18 protein-coding genes are annotated in these 14881 nt (G+C 74.4%); 6 read left to right on the top strand and 12 right to left on the bottom strand.

Annotated features, from left to right (window positions below; translation table 11 throughout):
* Positions 1-5 precede the first annotated feature (5 nt).
* The 6 genes from IH54_RS0103850 to IH54_RS0103830 form a co-directional block, all read right to left on the bottom strand.
* Positions 6-713: a phosphoadenylyl-sulfate reductase gene (locus IH54_RS0103850; RefSeq protein WP_031512838.1), complete on the bottom strand. Its 708-nt coding sequence runs from the start codon at positions 711-713 to the stop codon at positions 6-8.
* Positions 710-892, bottom strand: coding sequence for a hypothetical protein (locus IH54_RS0103845; RefSeq protein WP_031512837.1), 183 nt, complete (start codon positions 890-892; stop codon positions 710-712). The genes IH54_RS0103850 and IH54_RS0103845 overlap by 4 nt, the downstream gene beginning before the upstream one ends.
* Complete coding sequence (locus tag IH54_RS0103840; RefSeq protein WP_031512836.1) at positions 889-2613, bottom strand: nitrite/sulfite reductase; 1725 nt, start codon at positions 2611-2613, stop codon at positions 889-891. The genes IH54_RS0103845 and IH54_RS0103840 overlap by 4 nt, the downstream gene beginning before the upstream one ends.
* A gap of 158 nt (positions 2614-2771) precedes the next feature.
* Positions 2772-2855: a putative leader peptide gene (locus tag IH54_RS47865; protein WP_322899662.1), complete on the bottom strand. Its 84-nt coding sequence runs from the start codon at positions 2853-2855 to the stop codon at positions 2772-2774.
* Between the two features lie 173 nt (positions 2856-3028).
* A complete protein-coding gene (locus tag IH54_RS0103835) occupies positions 3029-4312 on the bottom strand; it encodes a GAF domain-containing protein (RefSeq protein ID WP_052397046.1) in 1284 nt (427 codons plus the stop codon).
* A 330-nt stretch (positions 4313-4642) separates the two neighbouring features.
* On the bottom strand, positions 4643-5557 hold the full coding sequence (locus tag IH54_RS0103830) for an alpha/beta hydrolase (protein WP_031512834.1): 915 nt from the start codon (positions 5555-5557) through the stop codon (positions 4643-4645).
* A gap of 112 nt (positions 5558-5669) precedes the next feature.
* On the opposite strand from IH54_RS0103830, the gene IH54_RS0103825 reads away from it, so the two are divergent.
* On the top strand, positions 5670-6551 hold the full coding sequence (locus IH54_RS0103825; RefSeq protein WP_031512833.1) for a helix-turn-helix transcriptional regulator: 882 nt from the start codon (positions 5670-5672) through the stop codon (positions 6549-6551).
* Positions 6552-6602: 51 nt separating this feature from the next.
* Here the strand turns inward: IH54_RS0103825 and IH54_RS0103820 are convergent, their stop codons facing one another.
* Positions 6603-8252: an acyl-CoA dehydrogenase family protein gene (locus tag IH54_RS0103820; RefSeq protein ID WP_031512832.1), complete on the bottom strand. Its 1650-nt coding sequence runs from the start codon at positions 8250-8252 to the stop codon at positions 6603-6605.
* A gap of 18 nt (positions 8253-8270) precedes the next feature.
* On the opposite strand from IH54_RS0103820, the gene IH54_RS0103815 reads away from it, so the two are divergent.
* Genes IH54_RS0103815 through IH54_RS0103805 form a run of 3 tightly spaced genes read left to right on the top strand, consistent with a single transcriptional unit; the run spans position 8271 to position 10853 of the window.
* Positions 8271-9560 (top strand): YihY/virulence factor BrkB family protein, encoded by a 1290-nt coding sequence (locus tag IH54_RS0103815; protein ID WP_078861917.1) that lies wholly within the window; start codon positions 8271-8273, stop codon positions 9558-9560.
* A 35-nt stretch (positions 9561-9595) separates the two neighbouring features.
* Positions 9596-10300, top strand: a complete 705-nt coding sequence (locus tag IH54_RS0103810) for a helix-turn-helix transcriptional regulator (protein ID WP_031512830.1) — start codon at positions 9596-9598, stop codon at positions 10298-10300.
* A 10-nt stretch (positions 10301-10310) separates the two neighbouring features.
* Entirely contained in the window at positions 10311-10853 is a 543-nt protein-coding gene (locus IH54_RS0103805) for a GNAT family N-acetyltransferase (RefSeq protein ID WP_031512829.1), read from the top strand.
* A 39-nt stretch (positions 10854-10892) separates the two neighbouring features.
* On the opposite strand, the gene IH54_RS47560 is transcribed toward IH54_RS0103805, so the two are convergent.
* The 4 genes from IH54_RS47560 to IH54_RS0103785 form a co-directional block, all read right to left on the bottom strand.
* The gene (locus IH54_RS47560) at positions 10893-11027 is read right to left on the bottom strand and encodes a hypothetical protein (RefSeq protein WP_267965165.1); all 135 of its coding nucleotides are present in this window, start codon (positions 11025-11027) and stop codon (positions 10893-10895) included.
* Between the two features lie 45 nt (positions 11028-11072).
* On the bottom strand, positions 11073-11474 hold the full coding sequence (locus IH54_RS0103795) for a VOC family protein (protein ID WP_199923329.1): 402 nt from the start codon (positions 11472-11474) through the stop codon (positions 11073-11075).
* A gap of 10 nt (positions 11475-11484) precedes the next feature.
* Positions 11485-11790, bottom strand: a complete 306-nt coding sequence (locus IH54_RS0103790) for a hypothetical protein (RefSeq protein WP_031512827.1) — start codon at positions 11788-11790, stop codon at positions 11485-11487.
* A 258-nt stretch (positions 11791-12048) separates the two neighbouring features.
* A complete protein-coding gene (locus tag IH54_RS0103785; protein WP_031512826.1) occupies positions 12049-13191 on the bottom strand; it encodes an alkene reductase in 1143 nt (380 codons plus the stop codon).
* A gap of 62 nt (positions 13192-13253) precedes the next feature.
* Here IH54_RS0103785 and IH54_RS0103780 point away from each other — a divergent pair, with 62 nt between their 5' ends.
* Entirely contained in the window at positions 13254-13640 is a 387-nt protein-coding gene (locus tag IH54_RS0103780; protein ID WP_031512825.1) for a MerR family transcriptional regulator, read from the top strand.
* Between the two features lie 9 nt (positions 13641-13649).
* Here the strand turns inward: IH54_RS0103780 and IH54_RS0103775 are convergent, their stop codons facing one another.
* On the bottom strand, positions 13650-14393 hold the full coding sequence (locus tag IH54_RS0103775) for a maleylpyruvate isomerase family mycothiol-dependent enzyme (protein ID WP_031512824.1): 744 nt from the start codon (positions 14391-14393) through the stop codon (positions 13650-13652).
* Between the two features lie 181 nt (positions 14394-14574).
* On the opposite strand from IH54_RS0103775, the gene IH54_RS0103770 reads away from it, so the two are divergent.
* Positions 14575-14881, top strand: a 307-nt coding sequence (locus IH54_RS0103770; protein ID WP_031512823.1) for a GNAT family N-acetyltransferase, incomplete at its 3' end; no start/stop codon positions are given.

Raw genomic sequence — 14881 nt, 5'->3', positions numbered from 1 at the left:
GGCCGTCACTGGTGGATCCCGCACTCGGTCTTGCCGAACGCCGACCAGCGCCCGGCCCGTTCGTCCTCGCCCTCCAGCACCCGCCGGGTGCAGGGCGCGCAGCCGACGGAGGCGTAGCCGTCCGTCAGCAGAGGGTTGGTGAGCACGCCGTGCTCGGCCACGTAGGCCTCGACGTCTCCTTGCGTCCAGCGGGCGATCGGGGCGATCTTGACCTTCTGCCGCTTGGCGTCCCAGCCGACGACCGGGGTGTTCGCCCGGGTCGGCGACTCGTCCCGGCGCAGACCGGTCGCCCACGCGTCGTAGCCGGCCAGCGACCGCTCCAGCGGGGCGACCTTGCGCAGCGCGCAGCACAGGTCGGGGTTGCGGTCGTGCAGCTTCGGGCCGTACTGCGCGTCCTGCTCGGCGACGGTCTGCTCGGGCATGACGGTGATGACGTTGACGTCCATGACCGCCGCGACGGCGTCGCGCGTCCCGATGGTCTCCTCGAAGTGGTAGCCGGTGTCGAGGAAGACCACGTCGATGCCGGGCAGCGCGCGCGAGGCGAGGTGCGCCACGACGGCGTCCTCCATCGACGACGTCACGCACAGCCGCGGACCGAACGTCTCGGCGGCCCAGCGCAGCACGTCGAGCGCGGAGGCGTCCTCCAGGTCGCGTCCGGCCTGTTCGGCGAGCTGCTGCAACTGCTCGGCCGTGTACGAAGATGCGGTGGTCACGATGCGCCTCCCTGCGGGGAATCGGCGGCCGGCCTCCTGGCCAGCAGCCCGAGGAACGACAGCTTGAATGCGCGGGCGCACGCCCGGCATTCCCAGGCGCCGTGCCCGCCCTCCTCGGAAGGGCGCAGATCCTCGTCGCCGCAGTAGGGGCAGTAGAAGGGGGCGGCACGCTCGCTCACGACAGCGCCTCCTCGGACGCGCGCGCCGCCCACTGGGCGAACCGCTCGTCGTCGGCGCGCTCGGCCTGGAAGCGCGTGAGCACCCGCTCGACGTAGTCCGGCAGTTCGGCCGCGGTGACCTTGAGGCCGCGCACCTTGCGGCCGAAGCCCGCGGTCAGGCCGAGGCTGCCGCCCAGGTGGACCTGGAAGCCCTCGGTCTGCTCGCCGTCGGGGCCGGTGACCAGCTGGCCCTTCAGACCGATGTCGGCGGTCTGGATGCGGGCGCAGGAGTTGGGGCAGCCGTTGATGTTGATGTTGACCGGTTCGTCGAAGTCCGGCAGGCGGCGCTCCAGTTCGTCGATGAGCGAGGCGCCGCGCGCCTTGGTCTCGACGATGGCCAGCTTGCAGAACTCGATGCCGGTGCACGCCAGGGTGCCGCGCCGGAAGGGCGAGGGGCGCACCTGGAGGTCCAGCGACTCCAGGCCCGCGACGAGCGAGTCGACCTGGTCCTCGGCGACGTCCAGGACGATCATCTTCTGGTCGGTCGTGGTGCGCACCCGGTCCGAGCCGTGGCCCTGGGCCAGCTCGGCGATCTTGGTGAGGGTGGCGCCGTCGACCCGGCCGACGCGCGGGGCGAAGCCCACGTAGAAGCGGCCGTCCTTCTGCCGGTGCACCCCGATGTGGTCGCGCCACACCTGCTGCGGCAGCTCCGGCGCCGGGCCGTCGACCAGCGGCCGCTCGAGGTACTCGTCCTCCAGTACCTGGCGGAACTTCTCCGGGCCCCAGTCGGCCAGCAGGAACTTCAGCCGGGCGCGGGAGCGCAGCCGGCGGTAGCCGTAGTCGCGGAAGATGCCGACCACCCCGGCCCACACCTCGGGCACCTCGTCCAGCGGCACCCACGCGCCGAGCCGCTCGCCCAGCCGCGGGTTGGTGGACAGCGCGCCGCCGACCCACAGGTCGAAGCCGGGGCCGTGCTCGGGGTGCTCGACGCCGACGAAGGAGATGTCGTTGATCTCGTGCACCACGTCGAGCTGCGGCGAGCCGGAGATCGCGGTCTTGAACTTCCGCGGCAGGTTGGAGAATTCCTTGCTGCCGATGTAGCGGTCCTTGATCGCGTCGATCGCCGGGGTGCCGTCGATGATCTCGTCCTCGGCGATCCCCGCCACCGGGGAGCCCAGGATGGTGCGCGGGGTGTCGCCGCACGCCTCGGTCGTGGACAGACCCACCGCTTCCAGCCGGCGCCAGATCTCCGGGACGTCCTCGATGCGGATCCAGTGGTACTGCACGTTCTGCCGGTCGGTGATGTCGGCGGTGCCGCGCGCGAACTCCTGCGAGATCTCGCCGACGACCCGCAGCTGGGCCACCGTCAGCCGGCCGCCGTCGATGCGGACCCGCATCATGAAGTAGCGGTCGTCCAGCTCCTCGGGCTCCAGGATCGCGGTGCGCCCGCCGTCGATGCCGGGACGGCGCTGCGTGTAGAGGCCGTACCAGCGCATGCGTCCGCGCAGGTCCGCGCCGTCGATCGCGTCGAAGCCCGCCTTGGCGTAGATCGTCTCAATGCGCGTCCGCACGTTGAGACCGTCATCGTCCTTCTTCGTCTGCTCGTTGGCGTTGAGCGGAGTGAAGTGGCCCTTTGCCCACTGGCCTTCGCCACGGTGCCGCGTCGTCCTACGGCGGGCCGCGGCGGGTGTCCTGGGCGTCCCGGCGGGCGGCTGCGGGGTGTCGGCGGGGCTGGATGCCATGGCGATGCGTCCTTCTGGCAGGCTCGAATACGGTCGTTGACGGCGCGGAAGTACCCTGTGGCCTGGGGAAACGCAGAGCGGTGGTACGACGGCCGCGGACACAGGGAACTCCCGTGCATCCACGACGGCGGGGATGGCGGAGCGGTGCAGCTGTGCGGTCAGCCCGCCGGACAGATGGCGCTGGAAACGCGGCAGAAGTCGACGTGCGGCCGACCCACCAAGGCGATTCCAGTGCGAGACATGACGGAAGCGTGGCACGCACGTCTCGGAGGAGTCCACCGTTATCCATCATGTGGACGTCATCATCTCAGTATGTGGCAAACTATGGCGCACGTCACGTCCCCGCGCGCACCCGGGCAGCCCGGACGACGCGCAGGTGGGAAGCACTGAGGACGCTACCGGGTGTGACCGGCGCTCAGCCGCGCGGGGCGCGGTCCGCAAGCACCGCGGGCGCCACCGACTGCGGCAGCAGGTCGGCGGCCCGGCGCGGGCGCACCAGCTCGACCTCCACCTCCTCCGCGAAGCGGTACGGGCGGTGCGCCAGCACCCCCGCGAGGCTGCGCCGCAGCCGCGACATCTCGGCCCGCACCGTCACCGTACGGGTCGGGTCGCCGAACAGGTCGCCCGCCAGCTCCGCCGCCGTCCGCCCCGCCCGGTGCACCGCCAGGACGTACAGCAGCTCCGCATGCCGGGGACTGAGCGGCAGCGCCCAGCGGCCCGCCGGTCCGGCCACCGTCACCGTCCAGGACACCGGGCCGCTCACGTCCACCACCACCCGGCCGCCTGCGGGAGCCGGACCGCCCTCGCCGACCCGCAGCAGCCAGCCGCCCGGCAGCGGCTCGATCCCGCACAGCCCCAGCGCCGGCAGCCACACCTGCCCCGCGGTGACCGCCGCCGGCAGCGCGATCCGCTCGGCCGGCGCGATCCCGGTCGCCGCCGCCGTCCAGCCGTTGCGGTCCACCACCACCGCCCGACCGCCGATGCCGGCGAGCAGTGGCGCCGCGACCGAGCGCAGCCGCTCCACCGCCGCCCAGTGCCGCGTCCGCAGCTCGCCCTCGGCGACCCGGGCGACCGCCGAGACCAGCGACAGCATCGCCGGGTGCACGGTAGAGGCGGGGCCGCTCACGTCCACCACGCCCAGCAGCCGCCCGTCGCGCGGGTCGTGCAGCGGCGCGGCCGCGCACGTCCAGCCGTGGTGGGTGCGCACGAAGTGCTCGGCGGAATGCACCTGGAGCGGCTTGCGGGTGACGAGCGCGGTGCCGATCGCGTTGGTGCCGACGACGTCCTCCGACCAGGACGCGCCCTCGGCGAAGCCCAGCCGGTCGGCGCTGCGGCGCACCGCGAGGCTGCCGTCGCGCCACAGCACGCGGCCGTCCGCGTCGGTGACGACCATGATGTGCCAGGCCGCGTCCGCGACCGGGACCAGGCCGTCGGCCAGGACCGGCAGCACCTCGCCCAGCGGGCTGCCGTGCCGGCGGTGCTCGAGCTCCTCGGCGGCCAGCAGCCCGTTGTGCCGCCCCACGTCCGGATCCACCCCGTGGCCCAGCGTCCTCGCCCAGGACGCCCCGATCACCGCGCGAGGCGCCTCCGGCGGGGTGTCCCCTGCGAGCGTGGCCGCACGCACCGAGGCGAGCAGGTGCGGCGACCTCGTCAGGTCCGTCCCGTCGAGCCGCCCGTAGCCGATCGGCCGGTCTGCCACGCCGCCTCCGTCCCCGCCGGGGTGCCTCCGCTGCTCCCGCTGCCCATGGTGCCCGGGTACGGGTCCGGGCCGCCGGGGTTTGGTGCAACGGTGTGCAACGCTTGCGCCGAGAGCGCTTACCGACGGACATTGACGCCGCGTCACCTTCGGGGGTGGTGCCGAGTCGGCGCGGCGCCACCCCCGGCCGGGGGCGGCTCCTTCCGGTACGCCGGGGCCCCGCGCGGCCCTCCGCGCGGGCGGTGCGCGGCCCTTCGCGGGTACGCCGTTCGTCCGGCCTGTCGTATACGGCTTCCGTACCCGCCGCCCGCCGCCGCCCGCCGCCGTCCCCCGTCAGGCCGCCGCGGCGAGGGCCGGGGACAGGGCGCGGCGCAGGAAGGTGCCCGCCGAGTCCAGCGCCGCGTCGGCCTCGTCGAGCAGCCCGGAGCCGGCGAACCGCTGGAAGACGTGCGTCGCCCCCGCGGTGACCTCCAGCTCGACCGGCACGTCGTCGGCCGCGGCGCGGGAGGCCAGGGCCACCGCGTCGTCCAGCACGATCTCGTGCGAGCCGGCCTGCACCAGCAGCGGCGGCAGCCCCCGCAGGTCGTCGAGCGCCGGCGCGCCGGCCGCCGCGCCCAGGTAGTCGGCGGCGTAGCGGCGCAGCATGTGCGGGGTCAGGATCGGGTCGTCGCCGGCCCGGGAGGTGATCGAGGCCCCGGACAGCGTCAGGTCGTACCAGGGGGAGAAGGCCACCGTCGCCGCGGGCAGCGGCAGCCCGGCGTCCCGGGCGGCGACCAGCGCCTGGAGCGCGAGCCCGCCGCCCGCCGAGTCGCCCGCGAAGGCCACCCGGGAGGGCGCCGTGCCCTCGTCCAGCAGGGCGCGGTAGACGGCGAGGGTGTCCTCCACCGCGGCGGGGAAGGGGTGCTCGGGCGCCAGCCGGTAGCCCACCGAGACCCCGCGGCCGCGCGCCCGGGACGCCAGGCCCGCGGTGAGCGAGGTGCCCGAGCGGGCCGAACCGACGACGAACCCGCCGCCGTGCAGGTACAGCACGACCGGTGCGTCCGGGCCGCTCTCCGTCTCCGGGTGGGTGGTGTGCACGACCGGCACACCGCCGAGCCGGCCCTCGGCGGTCGCGGTGCCCGCCGGGAGCACCGCGGTCGACGTGATCTGCTCGAAGAAGGCCCGCTGCTCGGCGAGGGTCAGGTCCGGGTCCAGGGCGGGGCGGTCGCGCAGCACGGCCTGGAGGTTCTTGATCTGTGTCTGTGTCATGCCCCCACCGTGCCGCCGCCGCACGGCGGTGAAAATCGGAGCGCTTCGCCTAGGACGGGCCGTCCTAGGCACCGCCGGCCGCACCCGCCCCCCGCCACTGCATGATGGGGACATGCAGATGGATCGCGAGCAGCTCGCCGACTTCCTGCGCCGGTCACGGCACCGGCTGCGGCCCGAGGAGGCCGACCTGCCGGTCGGGAGGCACCGCCGCACCCCCGGGCTGCGCCGTGAGGAGGTCGCCCATCTCGCGGGCATGTCCGCGGACTACGTGATGCGGCTCGAACAGGCCCGCGGCCCGCAGCCCTCGACGCAGATCCTCGCCTCGCTGGCCCGCGCGCTGCGCCTGACCACCGACGAGCGCGACCACCTGTACCTGCTCGCGGGCCACCCGCCGCCGCTGCGGCAGTCCGCGGGGCTGCACGTACGCCCGAGCCTGCGCTACCTGCTGGACCACATGACGCAGACGCCGGCGCAGCTCGTCGGCGACCTCGGGGACCTGCTGGCGATGAACGCGCTGGCCGAGGCGCTGTTCGGCTGCGTGTGCACGGTCGCCGAAGGGGAGCGCAACATCCCCTTGCGCTGGTTCACCGACCCCGCCGTGCGCGCGGGCTACCCGCCGGAGGAGCACGCCCCGCACAGCCGGGAGATGGTCGCCGACCTGCGCGCGGCCGTCGCCCGCCGCGGGAACGACGCCACGGCGGCAGCCCTGGTCGCCCGGCTGCGGGAGGCCAGCGGGGAATTCCGCGAGCTCTGGGACGCGCACGAGGTCGCGGTCAAGCAGCGCAGCCGGATGCGGGTGCTGCACCCCGAGGTCGGGGCGATCGCCTTCGACTACGAGGTGCTGCTCACACCGTCGCAGGACCAGCGGCTGCTGGTCTTCACACCGCCGCCCGGCTCGCCCGGCGTGGACGCCCTCGCCCTGCTCGGCGTCCTCGGCCCGGCCACGGCGCACCGCAGCCACCGCGGCGGCCCCGCGGCGGTACCGGCACCGTAGTGCTGTGACCGCCGGAGCCCCCCGGCGCCGTCGCCTCCCGTACGGGGCCCCTCACCCCGCCACCGGCGCCGCCCGCTCCAGCAGCGGCCCGAGGTCCAGGCCCGACGGGAGGGTGCCGAAGGTCGAGCCCCACTCGCCGCCCAGCCGGGAGGCGCAGAAGGCGTCGGCCACCGCGGCCGGGGCGTACCGGACCAGCAGCGAGCCCTGGAGGACCAGCGCCATCCGCTCCACGACCCGGCGGGCGCGCGCCTCCACGCCCTCCAGGTCGCCCAGCTCCGCCAGCAGGTCCTTCACCGCCGCGTCCAGCCGGTGGTCCGCGCCCCGTGCGCGCCCCACCTCGGTCAGGAACGCCTCCACGGCGAGCGGCTCGCGCCCCAGCACCCGCAGCACGTCCAGCGCCTGGACGTTGCCCGAGCCCTCCCACACCGAGTTCAGCGGCGACTCCCGGAAGATCCGCGGCATTCCGGACTCCTCCACGTAGCCGTTGCCGCCCAGGCACTCCAGCGCCTCGGCCGCGACCACCGGGCAGCGCTTGGTCACCCAGAACTTGGTCACGGCCACCCCGAGCCGCCGCAGGGCCCGCTCCTGCTCGGTGTCCGCGTCGTACGCCGCCGCGAGCCGCATGACCGCCGCCGTCGCGGCCTCCGACTCCAGCGCCATGTCGGCCAGCACGTTGCGCATCAGCGGCTTGCCGATCAGCGGGCCGCCGAAGGCCTCCCGGTGGGTCGCGTGGTGCACCGCCTGCGCGACGGCCTGCCGCATCAGCGCCGCCGAGCCGAGCGCGCAGTCCAGCCGGGTCGCGGCCACCATCCCGATGATCGTGGCGACCCCGCGGCCCTCCTCGCCGACCCGGCGCGCCCAGGAGTCGCGGAACTCGACCTCGGCGGAGGCGTTGGAGCGGTTGCCCAGCTTGTCCTTGAGCCGCTGGATCGCGAAGACGTTCCGCGTCCCGTCCGGCAGCACGCGCGGCAGCAGGAAGCAGGTCAGGCCGCCCTTCCCGGCGGAGTCGGCCTGGGCCAGCACCAGGAAGCCGTCCGACATCGGGGCCGAGCAGAACCACTTGTGCCCGGTCAGCGCGTACGTCCCGGGCTCGGCGAGCGGCACCGCCCGGGTGGTGTTGGCGCGCACGTCCGAGCCGCCCTGCTTCTCGGTCATGCCCATCCCGAACAGCACCCCCGGCTTCTCGCCGGGCGCCACCAGCCGCGGGTCGTAGGAGTGCGAGCCGAGCCGCGGCTCCCACTCGGCCGCCAGCGCCGGGTCGGCCCGCAGCGCGGGCACCGCGGCGTGCGTCATCGACACCGGGCAGCCGTGCCCGGCCTCGACCTGCGACCACACCAGGAAGCCGGCCGCCCGCCGCAGGTGCCCGGCGGGCCGCGACCAGGCGTCGGTCAGGCCAGCGGTGATCGCGTGCCCGAGCAGCCGGTGCCAGGAGGGGTGGAAGTCGACCTCGTCGATGCGGTTGCCGTAGCGGTCGTGGGTGCGCAGCACGGGGGAGTACGTGTTGGCCTCCTCACCCCACCGCTGCGCCTGGGCGGAACCGGCGGCCTCGCCGAGCCGGACGAGTTCCTCGGTGACCTCCGCGAGCAGGGCCGGTTCCGCATGGCGGGCGACGGCCTCGGTCAGCGCGGTGTCGGTGCTGTATACGTCATGGCCGACCAGGGGCGGAGCCTGGTTCGCGACCGTGTGGGTGACGGCAGTCATGCCAGCTAACGTAAGGGGGTGCAAGCAGCAGAAGAAAGAAGCCACCGGCGTCCGAGCCGCTGGCGGCGGGCCCGGGTGCTCTACCGCAACGTCTCCAAGCGGAAGGTCGGCTGGCTGCTGCTCAAGGACACGGTCGACTCGTGCCTGGAGTACCGCGTCACCGGCCTCGCCGCCGAGGCCGCCTTCTTCGTGCTGCTGTCACTGCCGCCGCTGCTGCTCGGCCTGGTCGGCGCGCTCGGCTACGTCGACACCGTCGTCGGGCTCGACACCATCGACCACATACGTCACAACATCCTCAGCGCGTCCGCGACCGTGCTGTCCGACAAGGGCGTCAACGACCTGGTCAAACCGCTCGTGGACGACGTCTTCCACGGCCGCCGCCCGGACCTGATCTCGATCGGCTTCGTCATCGCCCTGTGGTCCGGCTCCCGCGCGGTCAACGTCTTCGTCGACACCATCACCATCATGTACGGGCTGGAGGGCCGCCGCGGCATCGTCCGCACCCGGCTGATGTCCCTGGTCCTCTACATCGTCGCGCTCGTGCTCGGGGCGGCCGTGCTGCCGCTGGTCGTCGTCGGCCCCGGCGCCGTCGACGACCTGATCCCCGGTGTCACCGGCACCGTCCACGTCCTGTACTGGCCCGCCGTGCTGCTCGCCTCGGTGGCCTTCCTCACCACGCTCTACCACGTGTCCGTCCCCGTCCGGGCGCCGTGGTACGAGGACGTGCCCGGCGCGCTCGTCGCCCTGCTCATGTGGATGCTGGGCAGCTTCGTCCTGCGGATCTACCTCGGGCACGCCGTCGAGGGCCACACGATCTACGGTTCGCTCGCCGCGCCCATCGCCGTCCTGCTGTGGATCGGCGTGAGCGCCTTCGCCGTCCTCGTCGGCGCCGCCGTCAACGCCGCCGTCGACCGGGTGTGGCCCTCGCTGGCCACCGCCGCGGCCCGCGAGGAGAACAACCGCCGCAAGGAGGCGGCCGCCGCCGAGGTCGTCGCCCGCGCCGCGGCCCGCCGCGCCCGGCAGGCCGCCGCGGCAGGGAACGCCGAGGACGCCGAGGACGCGGACGACGACGATCCGCCCGCCGAATACCCCGAGCGCTGGGTGGACGTCCTGCCGCACGCCGACATCCGCTCCCGGCTGCGCGCCCGCCGCCCCCGGCCGGAGCGCCCCGAGCCGCTCGACCCGCCGCGCCGGCCCCGCCCCCTCGTCCCGCCCCGCCCCACCTCCCCGCCGCGGCTGCCGCCCGCGCCCCCGTCGCCGCCCTACCCGCCCCAGCCCCAGCAGTGGGACGAGCACCGGCACCACTGAGCCGCGGTGCCGGTGAGCCGCGGCATCATGGGGACGTGGGCGGATATCGCGAGCGGCCGGGCGCGGTTCCCGGCGTCACCGTGTGGAGCCGCACGGACGGCGGCGGCCCCTACCGCATCCTGCCCGACGGCTGCATGGACCTGATCTGGCACGACGGCACGCTGCTCGTCGCCGGGCCCGACACCGCCGGGTACGTCGCCACCGCCCGCCCCGGCAGCGTTTTCGCCGGCCTGCGGTTCGCGCCCGGGACCGCGCCCGCCCTCCTCGGCACCCCCGCCGCCGAGATGCGCGACCGCCGGGTGCCGCTCGCCGACCTCTGGCCCGCCGCCCGCGCCCGGCGGCTCGCCGAGCGCGCCGACGCCGGCCCCGCCGCCGCCCTCGAAGCGTGGGCCGTCGCCCGGACGACCGAGGCCGCGCCCGCCGACCCGCTGCCCGCCGCGGTCACCGCCGCCCTCACCGCGGGCCGGTCCGTCGCGGACGTCGCTGCCGCGTGCGGCCTCGGGGAGCGCCAGCTGCGCCGCCGCTGCGAGGCCGCCTTCGGCTACGGGCCGCGCACCCTCGGCCGCGTCCTGCGCCTCCAGCGCGCCCTGGCCCTCGCCCGCGCCGGCGTCCCCTTCGCCCGGGTCGCCGCCGACACCGGCTACGCCGACCAGCCCCACCTGGCCCGCGAGGTCCGGGCGCTCGCGGGCGTCCCGCTCGGCGAGCTAATCCGGTTGCCGCCCGCCGCCCCCACCGGGTAGGAAGGCAGGCATGCTACGAGGCCGTACGGTCGGGCTGCGGGCCCGGCACGAGGAGGACATCCCGATCCTGCGGGCCGAGCTCCACGACGACGTGGTCACCGCCTCGCGCGCGGAGGGCGCCGCCTGGCGCCCGCTCGCCCCCGGCACGAAGGATCCGCGGAATCTCACCGACGAGCAGGACCCGCGGAACGTCCCCTTCTCCGTCGTGGACCTGTCCGGCGGCACGCTCATCGGCTACGCCAACCTGTGGGGCATCGACAACCACAGCCGCTACGCCCACCTCGGCCTGAGCATGCTGCCGTCCGCCCGCGGCAAGGGCTACGGCACCGACACGGTCGCCGTGCTCTGCCACTACGGCTTCGTCGTCCGCGGCCTCTACCGGCTGCAGGTCGAGACCCTCGCCGACAACCCGGCGATGCTGCGGGCCGCCGAGAGCAACGGCTTCGTGCGCGAGGGCGTGCTCCGCTCGGCGGCCTGGGTGATGGGCGAGTTCGTGGACGAGGTGGTCCTCGGCCTCCTCGCCCACGAGTGGCAGCCCCCGGCGGGATCCTGACCGGCGCCGAGCCGTGACCGGCCCTTCGGCGGCGGCCGGTCACGAGCGGGAGAAGACGGCCACGTCGTAGCGTTCGAGGACCGCGCCCGTCCCGCCGGCGCGGACCGCGGCCTCCAGCGACGCCAGTCCCGCGCGGAACTGCTCCGGCCGCTCGTCGTCGTAAGGACTGCTCACGCGGACCGATCCTGGCCGCGCCGGGCGCACCCGCACAAGCGGGTGTCAGGCCGCCGCGAAGAGGTCCACCGGGTTGCCGTCCGGGTCGTGGACGACGGCGTAGCGCTGGCCCCAGAAGGCGTCCCACGGCTTGAGGTGCCCCTCGAAGCCGGCGCCCGTCAGCTCGTCCCACAGCGCGTCCACCCCCGCCGGGGTGCCGCAGTCGAAGGCGAGCGCGATCCGGTTGCCGCGGGCCGGCTGCCACTGCGGGTCGAAGGACCTGACCGTCGCGACGGTGTCCCAGGCCAGCCGCAGCCCGCCCGCGAGAGTGACCTCGACATGCGCCTCGCCGTCCGCCGCGGCGGGCAGGTCGATGCCCAGCAGGCGGTAGAAGCTCAGCGAGGCCGCCATGTCGGAGACGACGATCCCGATCATGTCCAGGCGGGGTGTCACGTGATGTGCGTTCATGTCCCCGACGCTAGCCCGCGGCCCGCGGGGCGTCTTGAACGAAACGGACCCTCCCAGGGGAAGGCGCCGCCCCCCATTCGCACACCGAGACGCCGTCCTTGTCGGTGTCGAGGGTGACGGTGGACACCTCGTAGCTCTTCAACTGCGCCTTGGTGAGCAGGCCGCACGCCTTCACGCCGTCGAGTTCGACGGTCGGCTCGTCGCTCCCCGACGAACACGCGGTGAGCGTCGCCGCCGCCCCCAGGACGAGGGCAAGGCATGCCGGTGCGACTGCCCGCGCCGCGAGCGGTTTCGATCCTGCGCCGCGGGACGGCACGGCTCCTCCAGAGGTGTGGTTCTCCGACGAACCTCCCGGCTCTTCCGGGCGAAGTGCGCTGCGAGTCGTTCACGGCGTCGGCCGGGCCAGGCGACTGCGCTCGTTCTGGCGTGGCCGGAGTGGCGCAAGCGGCCCTGGAGGCACCGCACTTGGCCTCCACGGTAGTGCGCGAGAGTGCGGGCACGCAGTCGTTCCGGGATGCCGGGGAGTCCGGCGGATCGGGGAGAGGCGGTGTCGGGGCCGCCGCCCTGACGGCGGTCACGGCGTGGTCGGTTCGGGCACCCGGCGATGTGCGGGGGCAGCTGTGGCGAGCGTCGGATAGTCGGTGTAGCCGGCTGTTCCGCCGGTGTACATCAGGCCGTGGTCCTTCACCTGGTTGATCGCTGCTCCGGTGCGGAGCCGTTCGACCAGGTCGGGGTTGGCGAGGAAGGGGCGGCCGAGGGCGATGAGGTCGGCGCCGGCGGCGAGCAGCCGCTCGGCCGCCGCCCTGCCTCCGTCCGGGGGGAGCGGACTGCCCCATCCCAGGACGGGGTTGGCGATCAGGGTGCCGGTCCACCGCCTGCGGATGTCCTGGAAGAGCGGCTGGTCGGGGTCGGCGAAGACGACGTGCAGGTAGGCCGGACCCACTTTTCCGAGGGCGTCGAGGAGGACGGGGTAGATCTGCTCCGTGTCGCCTTCCTCGATGCCGTTGACCGTCAGCCCCGGAGCGATGCGCACGCCGACGTGAGCGGGGCCGATCGCGTCGGCGACGGCCCGGACGACCTCGACGACGAACCTGGTGCGGTGGGCGACCTCGCCCCCGTACCCGTCGGTGCGGTGGTTGGTGTTGCGGGCCAGGAACTGGTGCAGGAGGTAGCCGTTGGCGGCGTGCACCTCGACGCCGGCGAAGCCGGCGTCCATGGCGTTGCGGGCGGCGGCGGCGAAGTCGGCGATCGTGGTGCGGATCTGCGCGGTTGTCATGGCGACCGGCACGACTGCGGGCTGGGGCCCGGTCGGCGTGTGGATCGTGTCGGGCAGCGGGACGCGTGAGGGTGCGAGGGGCGTCAGGCCGCTGGTGCCGGGATGCCCGACCCGGCCGCCGTGCTGCAGCTGCAGGAACATCCGGCCGCCCGAGGCCGCCACTGCCTCGGTGACGCGCCGCCATCCGACGACGTGCTTGCCGCTGTGGATGGCGGTGATGTTCGGATAGGTCTGCCCGACGGCGTTCGGCGTGGACGCCTCGGCGATGATCAGCCCGGCGGTGGCGCGTTGGGCGTAATAGGTCGCCATGATCGGTTCGGGGGTGCCGTCGGCAGCGGCGCGGTTGCGCGTCATCGGGGCCATCACCAGGCGGTTGGGCAGGTGCAGGTCGCCGAGGCGGGCGGGCTGGAAGAGGCTCGGGGAAACGGGTGCGTTCGTCATGTCCCGGACGGTAGAACATGACACTGGTGTCAAGTTCAAGTCGTCATCGGGCGAGGTGGAGAATGCGGATCGGTGAACTGGCCAGGCGCACCGGGGTGAGCGAGCGCTCCCTGCGCTACTACGAGACCCAGGGACTCCTGCGACCGGAGCGCACGCCCGGCGGGCAGCGCGACTACGGGGGCTGGGCGGTCGACCGCGTCATCCGCGTCCAGACCCTCTACGCGGCCGGGCTGTCCAGCAAGAAGATCGCCCAGCTGCTGCCCTGCATGCGCGACGACGCAGGTCCGAGCGAGATCGCCACCCCCGAACTCGTCGACGAACTCGCGAAGGAGCGCGATCGCATCGACCGGACGATCGCCGACTTCGTCCGCTCCCGCGAGGTCCTCGACGAAGTGATCCACATGGCGGAGGAGACATGGAACCGCGCCGCGACGCCGACATCCCCCTGAGCGCCGGCGTCAGGTGATGGCGGAGGTCTCCCGCCACAGCGCGGCGAGGGCGGTGTCGCCGGTGAGGGTTGCCGCGGTGAGGGGCAGGCGGTTCCAGAGGACGAGGTAGAGGTCCTGCGCCGGGCCGGACAGCTCGCAGTCGGCCGGACCGTCCGCGGAGCGCTCGGTGCGCGGGGGCGCGTCGGCCGTGAGCCGTACGGTCCACGCCGCTTCGGCGTCGGACGGCCGCACCCGCAGGACGCGCGGCTGCCCGGTGCGCACCCGGCTGCGGGCGCGGGCGTGGAACCCGGTCAGCAGCTCGTCGATGCCGTCCGCGGCGAACGCCGGGTCCATGGCGGAGAGTTCCCTGCCGCGCGCCGACTCGGCGTCCACCCGGTGCACCGCCGTCTCGTGCGCCTGCCGCCGGGCCCAGAACGCCAACGGGGAGGGCGCGGGCAGAAACGTCCAGCACTCCGTCCCCTCACCGGCCGCCCGCAGCGTACGGACCAGGTTGCCGTGCCCCTCCCGGAACCAGGGCAGCAGCGCCGGGCCCGTCGGCTCCGCGGGCATCGGATCCTCCGGCACGGGCCCGGCCGGCCCCTCGTCCACGATGCGCGCCGCCCAGCGGTGGAAGGTGCTGGTGTGCCGGACCAGGTCCCCGGTCGTCCAGCCGGGACAGGTCGGCACGGGCGCGTCCTCGCCCGCCGCCGCGGCGGCGTCCGCGAGCAGTTCGCCCTCCCGCTGCAGGTGGGCGATGTAGTCGATCGTGCGCATGCTGCGGATTCTGCCCTGACGGCGGGCCCGGCGTCATCCTCGGCATCGGCGAGCAACCCGAATCCGTCGTGGTCCGCCCCGGTCGCGCCGCCGTTCCCGGACCGCTTCCGGGCGTCCGGTGGATGCCGCCGCCCGCAGCCGTGGCATCGGCGCCCACCGCGCGGTGCCTATATTGCTGCGCATGCCCGAGATCCAGCTGCTCCACCGCCGCCACGCCTCCGCGCTGCTCGCCTTCGAGGAGGAGAACCGGGCGTACTTCGCCGCCTCCGTGCCCGACAGGGGGGAGGAGTTCTTCGCCCGCTTCGGCGAGATGCTGCGGGCGCGGCTGGCGGAGCAGGAGGTCGGGGAGTGCTACTTCCATGTCGTCGTCGGGGACGGCGGGGAGGTGCTGGGGCGGGTCAACCTCGTGGACGTCGCGGACGGCGAGGCCGAGTTGGGGTACCGGATCGCCGAGCGGGCCGCGGGGCGGGGGCTGGCCACGTGGGGGG

Origin of the sequence: Streptomyces sp. NRRL F-5123, assembly GCF_000721495.1 — a bacterium.
Taxonomy (GTDB): domain Bacteria; phylum Actinomycetota; class Actinomycetes; order Streptomycetales; family Streptomycetaceae; genus Actinacidiphila.
This window is presented reverse-complemented; position numbering and strand designations above follow the sequence as displayed.

Excerpts from the sequence above, each read along its gene's own strand:
- IH54_RS0103785 (WP_031512826.1), bottom strand. The coding sequence starts at position 13,191 with ATGACGAACGCACCCGTTTCCCCGAGCCTCTTCCAGCCCGCCCGCCTC.
- IH54_RS0103805 (WP_031512829.1), top strand. The coding sequence starts at position 10,311 with ATGCTACGAGGCCGTACGGTCGGGCTGCGGGCCCGGCACGAGGAGGAC.
- IH54_RS0103840 (WP_031512836.1), bottom strand. The coding sequence starts at position 2,613 with ATGGCATCCAGCCCCGCCGACACCCCGCAGCCGCCCGCCGGGACGCCC.
- IH54_RS0103830 (WP_031512834.1), bottom strand. The coding sequence starts at position 5,557 with ATGACACAGACACAGATCAAGAACCTCCAGGCCGTGCTGCGCGACCGC.
- IH54_RS47865 (WP_322899662.1), bottom strand. The coding sequence starts at position 2,855 with ATGTCTCGCACTGGAATCGCCTTGGTGGGTCGGCCGCACGTCGACTTC.
- IH54_RS0103825 (WP_031512833.1), top strand. The coding sequence starts at position 5,670 with ATGCAGATGGATCGCGAGCAGCTCGCCGACTTCCTGCGCCGGTCACGG.
- IH54_RS0103795 (WP_199923329.1), bottom strand. The coding sequence starts at position 11,474 with ATGAACGCACATCACGTGACACCCCGCCTGGACATGATCGGGATCGTC.
- IH54_RS0103780 (WP_031512825.1), top strand. The coding sequence starts at position 13,254 with ATGCGGATCGGTGAACTGGCCAGGCGCACCGGGGTGAGCGAGCGCTCC.
- IH54_RS0103775 (WP_031512824.1), bottom strand. The coding sequence starts at position 14,393 with ATGCGCACGATCGACTACATCGCCCACCTGCAGCGGGAGGGCGAACTG.
- IH54_RS0103820 (WP_031512832.1), bottom strand. The coding sequence starts at position 8,252 with ATGACTGCCGTCACCCACACGGTCGCGAACCAGGCTCCGCCCCTGGTC.